At 43.8% G+C, this 6,687-nt stretch carries 7 protein-coding genes; all 7 read right to left on the bottom strand.

Going from position 1 to position 6,687, the window contains the following annotated elements; genetic code table 11:
• Positions 1 to 461: 461 nt before the first annotated feature.
• The gene (locus QUA80_RS28545) at positions 462 to 932 is read right to left on the bottom strand and encodes a DNA phosphorothioation-associated protein 4 (protein WP_333428341.1); all 471 of its coding nucleotides are present in this window, start codon (positions 930 to 932) and stop codon (positions 462 to 464) included.
• A gap of 92 nt (positions 933 to 1,024) precedes the next feature.
• Entirely contained in the window at positions 1,025 to 1,345 is a 321-nt protein-coding gene (locus tag QUA80_RS28540; protein WP_333428340.1) for a nucleoside triphosphate pyrophosphohydrolase, read from the bottom strand.
• A 12-nt stretch (positions 1,346 to 1,357) separates the two neighbouring features.
• Positions 1,358 to 2,014 carry a Uma2 family endonuclease gene (locus tag QUA80_RS28535; RefSeq protein WP_333428339.1) on the bottom strand — a complete coding sequence of 219 codons (657 nt, stop codon included), beginning with the start codon at positions 2,012 to 2,014 and terminating at the stop codon, positions 1,358 to 1,360.
• Positions 2,015 to 2,063: 49 nt separating this feature from the next.
• Positions 2,064 to 2,720, bottom strand: coding sequence for a Uma2 family endonuclease (locus tag QUA80_RS28530; RefSeq protein WP_333428338.1), 657 nt, complete (start codon positions 2,718 to 2,720; stop codon positions 2,064 to 2,066).
• Positions 2,710 to 4,776: an AAA family ATPase gene (locus tag QUA80_RS28525; protein WP_333428337.1), complete on the bottom strand. Its 2,067-nt coding sequence runs from the start codon at positions 4,774 to 4,776 to the stop codon at positions 2,710 to 2,712. The genes QUA80_RS28530 and QUA80_RS28525 overlap by 11 nt, the downstream gene beginning before the upstream one ends.
• Complete coding sequence (locus QUA80_RS28520; RefSeq protein ID WP_333428336.1) at positions 4,773 to 5,048, bottom strand: hypothetical protein; 276 nt, start codon at positions 5,046 to 5,048, stop codon at positions 4,773 to 4,775. Before QUA80_RS28520 ends, QUA80_RS28525 begins: the two co-directional genes overlap by 4 nt.
• Positions 5,049 to 5,251: 203 nt before the next feature.
• Entirely contained in the window at positions 5,252 to 6,598 is a 1,347-nt protein-coding gene (locus QUA80_RS28515) for a DNA phosphorothioation system restriction enzyme (RefSeq protein WP_333428342.1), read from the bottom strand.
• Positions 6,599 to 6,687 lie beyond the last annotated feature (89 nt).

The following is a 6,687-nucleotide window of genomic DNA, read 5'->3' as shown; positions in this document are numbered from 1 at the left end:
CGACTTTTTTTAACGCTTCTATTAATTTTAACTATTTTACGCTGATTTGGGGATATTTACAAAACCGGGATGCTCCCGTAGGTGACTGAGTTTTATACCAACTGAGGTTATGGGATAAAACTTTGATACTGGGCTGCGAATTTGTGATGTTTATTGGTTGGGGGCTAAAGTATTTGACGTGCAGCCAACTTATTAGGATAATGCAGGCGATCGCAGAAATAATAGTGAACCATCTTTTTTTGATAATTAACAATCCGATGATGGGAAGCAGGAAAGTAGGGAAGAAAATTAAGGGGATAAAAGTGCTAATTAAGGCAATAATCCCTATTCTATCCCAAAAGATTAGTTTGAGAAGGAAATAGCAAATAATAAATGCTGAGTAACTGTAAGCAAGAAATTTTGCAGATTGCTTTAAGCATCTCTTGATTATATCTTTTGGGATGTGCTTCATTGAAAACCTATTAAAATAAAAACTTGCTTAAATCGAATTCTTCATTTGACCGATGCTGGTTGTCTCTTTCAGAAATCAAAACCAACAAAAGGCGATCGGTATAATCCGCCGCACCCCGCAACTCTTCTCGCAAAATTTCCAGTCCGCCATTAGCATATTCTTCAAAAATTTGCAAGCGTTCTGCTTCCAATTTTTCGTCGAGATGGGAGAGAATTTGAGGATTTTTGGTTTCGGCGATCGCAATTAGTTTAATCGCCATATCGTAACCCCTCGATATAAAAATATCAACATCTATCGCACCCGGTTCTCGTTTAGAAATTTCCCCCAAAGGCGATCGTTTTTTCCGCTGCTTTCCCAAGGATGCGGCGAAAGCGATGACATCGGCGTAAGTCTGGAAAGGGCCAGTGTTGTTATCCGATAAAGTTAATGATTTGACTAACTCCGCTTTATCTTTAGCAATTCTAATTTTGTTAGCAGCCATTGGGATTAATATGTAATTTTTAAGTGAGTCATTTGATTGATAGAGTAACCGCAGATTTGAGGCAGATAAACACAGATAAACGCAGATAATTTTCAGAATGTCCGCAACAACATAATTTTTTTGGCAAAACCTCCTCTTGCTTCCCGCCGCTTCATTTTTTCCGCCAAAAGTCGATCGCCCGAAATGCCAAAACTCGCCATCACCGCATCTATTACCTCATACAAATCCGCTAATTCCGCCACCAAATCTTCGTCGTGGGCCTGGGCCGCTTCCCCCGCTTCTTCAATCAATTTCTGCAGCAAAGCTTGACGGTATTCTGCCTCCGACAAAATTACAACCTCGCATTCATTCCCGCTTTTGCGAATAATTTCAGGAATGCGATCGCGCACCAACTTATGATACTCTTTTTCCACGTCAAACCCCCTTCAACCTTGAGTAAAAGTTTGAATCAACCAGCGATTTATTTCCCCATCATCTTCTGTTTGACTCCGGTTCAAAGCTTCCTCCACTAACCGGATTTCCAGCCCCGCTAAAACCCGCGACTCTTGAATTCTCCCGCTACCTCCGCCATTAATTGCAAACGCAAAAACCTCCCGCGTGTTTGCACGTTCAACCCAATATTCACTTATTCCTGCGTCTTCGTAAAGCAACCGCTTGCTGCCTAAATCATCGTTAAAAGAAGACGCTCCAATTTCCACTATCAAATTAGGCGGATCGTATTGATTTAAATCAACAGCAGAATTGCTATCATCAGGAGGCACTCTTAAATCTGAACCAATGTAGTAAGCTAAATCCGGCTGAAACTCGCCGATACCTGCTTTGCGAAAACTTGTGTTAGTAAACTGAACTACTCGGATATTTCTCAATGTTGCAAACAGAATAACTACACAGGCCATAATTGAATTTTGACGCCCGTGCAATGGCCCTACTGGTGACATTTCTACCCTCATGTGTTCTTGATAGTAATAAAACTTGCCCTTTTCCCATGCTGAATCCTCAGCAAAATTTAGAAACTCTTCCCACGTCGCCTTCACCCAAATATCCGTTTCCAAAACCTGCGTAATTGCCGAATTAGAAGCCATAATCCACCTCTACTATTTCCGTATATTCAAATTCCACGTCAAACTCCTTTCAACCTTGACTAAAAATTTGAATCAACCAGCGATTAATTTCCCCATCATCTTGCGTTTGACTCCGATTCAAAGCTTCCTCAACTAACCGGATTTCTAGCCCAGGTAAAACCCGCGACTCTTGAATTCTCCCGCTACCTCCGCCATTAATCGCAAACGCAAAAACCTCCTGCGTATTCGCACGATCCACCCAATATTCGCTAATTCCTGCGTCTTCGTAAAGCAACCGCTTGCTGCCTAAATCATCATTCCAAGAAGATGCACCAATTTCTATTACCAAATTAGGCGCATCGTATTGATCCAAATTAACAGGTGAATTGCTGTCTTTAGGAGGCACTCTCAAATCTGAACCGATGTAGTAAGCTAGATCGGGTTGAAACTCGCGGATACCTGCTTTGCGAAAACTGGTATTTGCAAACTGAACTACTCGGATATTTCTCAACGTCGCAAACAGAATAACCACATAGGAAACAATCGAATTATCGCTACCGTGCAATGGCCCTACTGGTGACATTTCTACCCTCATGTGTTCTTGATAGTAATAAAACTTGCCATTTTCCCATGCTGAATCCTCAGCCAAATTCAGAAACTCTTCCCACGTCGCCTTCACCCAAATATCCGTTTCCAAAGCTTGCGTAATTGCCGAATTAGAAGCCATAATCTACCTCTACAATTTCCGTATATTCAAATTCATTTGGACTGCGCTTAACTAAAGGATAGCGCGTCCCGCCAAGTTCGATCGCATCTTCTTCGCAATCAGCTTTCGGAGAATTGTACACCAGCACGTATTCCCTGCCAATGCAACTTTCCATCTCTTGAGCAACTTCTCCGCGCCACTGAGTTTTCGTTACCAAAACTACCAATTGATTCGCCAACTTCGGCAGCTTGTTCGCTATTTGCTTGCGATAAATCTCGTCCAAACTGCCAAAGGGAGAATCCATCACAATTGGAAATGTACTGCTATCCGGGCCCATCAAAGTATTCTTTTGACTCCACTCACGCACGCCCTCAATAATTCCGCCGATAAATGATAAACTGAGAATTTGATTTTCTCCTGTAGAAGCGGGAACTAAAGATTCTTTGCCCGACGTATTTTCTACTAGCGTCAGTTCGTATTTATCGCTCAACTTGGGGATGTAAGGAGTAAAAGAAATTTGACTGAAAATATCTTGCACCCGCTTTTCCAACTGAGAACAAAACTGTTTTTCTAAGCGCGATCGCACTTCAGTTAGGCGATCGATCGCATCCTGAGTCGCAGCAATCCGGCGCTGGGCCAATACTTGCCTTTGCTCGTTCAGTTGCTGCTTGTCGATTTGCTTGTCCAGATTCGCGTTCGACGCCTTCAAACTCTCAATCTGCTGCTGGTTAGAGCCTGTTTCCCGGTGCAACTCGCCAATTTTTGCCTCAATTTCATCCAAGCGCTTTTGCAAGCGGCTGACATCGCCGTCAGGAAAATTTCGCAGTTTGTTGTGAATATCGTCTAACTGCGTTTCCACCCTAGAAAGTTCGGTTCTGTCACGGCTGATATTGCCTTGCTGTCGGTCAATTTCATCCCAAAAATCAGCCACTTGCCTATCAATTTCATTTACCCGATCGCTAATCCGAATAGTTGTTTCTTCCACATCCCCAACACCCGCCTTATCAATCCAACCGCTAACCTGTTGGCGAGACTCAGAACCCTCCACTAATTCCGCACCGCAGATACACCGCTGCTGCGCTAATAACTCTTCCAAAAACGGTCGCTGAATCCCCGAAAGCAACGAGCCACCTTCCCGCAAACCCCCGACTATTACTTCAAATTCAGCCGCCGCATCTGACAGAAATACCGCGTAACCGCGCACAGAAATTGATCGCTTGAGAGCATCTGTAGCTTGTGAAATTTGTTGCTTAAGTAAACTTTTCTGGATTTCCAATTCGTCTCGCAACTTTTGTAAATCTGCCGCACCGCTAAGTTCCAACAAGTTACCATTAACTGCTTTTTTTAACTCCCCTTGGTTCACCAATTCCCGCTCTATTTCTACTTGTCTGCTCGAAAGTTGCTCGGCTTCTTGCTCAATTTTTTGCTTGTCTTTTAAAAGTTTCTTCGTTTCAGCATTCCCAATTATATTTAAATCTGTCTCTAGAGATTTTTTTGCTTCTCCTAAATGCCGGACCGATCTATTCAAGACTTCCACACCCAGCAACTCCTTAGTTGCTTCTGCAATTTCTGCCTTCTTGTCGTGGCGGACGATTTTCTCGATTCGCTCCCCATCAAAAAAGAAATATTTATGTAAACTTTCCGGCAAAATCCGCCCGATAATATCATCGGGATGCTGATCCGGCTTCAGCCAGAGACCGTTATCTTTTGCTACATTCAGGAACAATTCATCCTTGCCATGTTCTACAGTGTTTTCACTTTTATAAGCACGACGAATGCGTCTTGCTTGGTAGCGCGTGCTGTCGTGTTCAAACACAATTTCCGCCCAACAACCTACGGCTTTTCCCATTTCTGCCTCAGCCAGAGCGCGCTTGTTTACTAATTGTTCTTCCGCCGCAAAAGCCGCGCTAAATTCTCCGTAAAGTACCCACGTAAAGGCATTCATCAAGGCAGTTTTTCCAGCGCCGTTATTACCGTGAATTACTGTAATATTTTGCCGACCCCAAGCTAGTTTAATTTCGGGGCTTTTGCCGTAAAATTGACGAAAGTTGCACAGAGTAATTGAGATTAACTTCATACAATTGCTTGCTTAATGATTTTTAAAATGTCATCGTTAATGTGGCGGGGAGCTCTCATGTACAACTTATCTTTTTCAATTTCCAATACCCGCTCGATAATTTGACGTACTTCCGGTGGCGCGCTAGTAATTGGTTGCTGTACGTCGCTGAATTCCTGATGAGTTTGATAAGCAGAACGCTTTTCTGCTAAAATGCTTGTCGGTACGGCTGCGATCGCACTATCTTCATATCTAAATGCCATAATCAAATTTTCATTCAGATTTTCCGTCATATTTTTTTTGCAAATATTAAAACATACAGGGGCTAGGCTCAGGGGCGAGAAACCCAGTTTCTACGAGTTTTGCCAACACTCACGAGAAATCTACAAAGAAACCTGGTTTCTGAAGTCTGGGTGCGATCGCGAACTAAACTAGCAACTCAAACTACGATCGAATAATTCTCTATTCTCAAACATAAACCGAACCTTAATAAATGTCAAATGTCTAATAGCCCGTAACGCCTCTGAAGTTGCAGCAATTTAACTCTAGCTTCCCCAGCATTGTCAGCTAAATCTGCAAATTCCAAGAACCGCTTCAACTCTTTTCGCAGCAAATTGCGCTCGACTTCTAAGGTTTCTCTGCCCAAATCTGGAGGCAAAACTATCATGTCAAATAAAGTTGCCCTTTCCTTCCCCGGATGCGGCCGCAAAATCCGTCCTCGGCGCTGAATAAACTGGCGCGGATTGCTGCTGCTTGCTAAAATTACAGCATTGCGAATTGCAGGGATATCCACGCCTTCATCCAAACAGCGAATCGCTACCAAACCTTGCAATTCTCCACTCTCAAATTGCTGGCGCAATCGTTCTCTTTCTGCTAGAGAAGTTGCCGCCGTATAAGTGTTAACTCGGTAGCCTAATTCTGAACCCAATAACTTCGCGGTTTCTGTTAGTTGGCGGTTGTTATTTCGGCGCGCACCTCCTTCGATCGCACCGTCGCCGCAGTAAAATAAAGTGTGGGCGGTGTCGAGACGGTGAATCATTAATTCTCGCAAAGCTGTTAATTTATTGGCCGCCGCTCCAATTAACCGGGCCCGCTGCATTAATAAAGTTGTTAAAGTATCGTTTTCTTCTACTTTTTCATCGCCCCACAGCGCCCAGCCAATCTTTTGAGTTAAGCGGGAATATTTGCGGGTTTCGGCTTCGGTCAATTCCACTAAAATTGGATAGTATAAATAATGTACTAATGCTTTTTGGCGGATGGCGTCGGCTAAGGTGAGTTCTGGCTGCAAAACTGGGCCGAAATAATCTAAAATAGCTTCGGTTCCTTGTTCGTCGAAATGCCTTTCTGGGGTGGCAGAAAGGGCGAGTCGCAGTCCAATATTGCGCGGCAAACTTTCTCCTAAACGGGGCGCACCTAAGTTGTGAACTTCGTCTCCAATAATCAGAGTTTTTTCTGGGAAATAGCGCAGTTGCGATTGCAAGCTATCGGACATTAATGTGGCGTTAGTGGTGATGATTGTCAGAAATGCTCGATCGCCAGATCGCACTTCATACAAACCCCCAGCCAGCTTTTTTTGCCAACTGCGGGCGCTATCAAAAGCCAAAATAGGTTTTAAACCAAATTTCTCGGATTCGCGCGCCCACTGATTCACTAGGTGACAGTAAGGGCAAATTACGAGCAGGACTTGGAGGTTAATTTTATTGTATAATTCAGCGGCGATCGCCAGCGCAGTAATCGTCTTGCCGCTACCCGTCGCCATCTTCAGCGTACCGCGTCCCTGATTCGCAAACCAATTAGCAACCGCCACTCGCTGATACTGTCGCAATTGCAGCGATGGCGGCATCTTCGGAAACCCAAATTGCGAATTGTTAGCCGTTGAGCGATTCACCTTTAAATGCCGTTAGATGCAAAATTCCCTATACTCAACTGTAA

This window comes from Microcoleus sp. F4-D5, assembly GCF_036704885.1.
Taxonomy (GTDB): Bacteria; Cyanobacteriota; Cyanobacteriia; order Cyanobacteriales; family Microcoleaceae; genus Microcoleus.
Note: the sequence above shows the minus strand (reverse complement) of the source record. Positions and strands in the feature narration are given on the sequence as shown.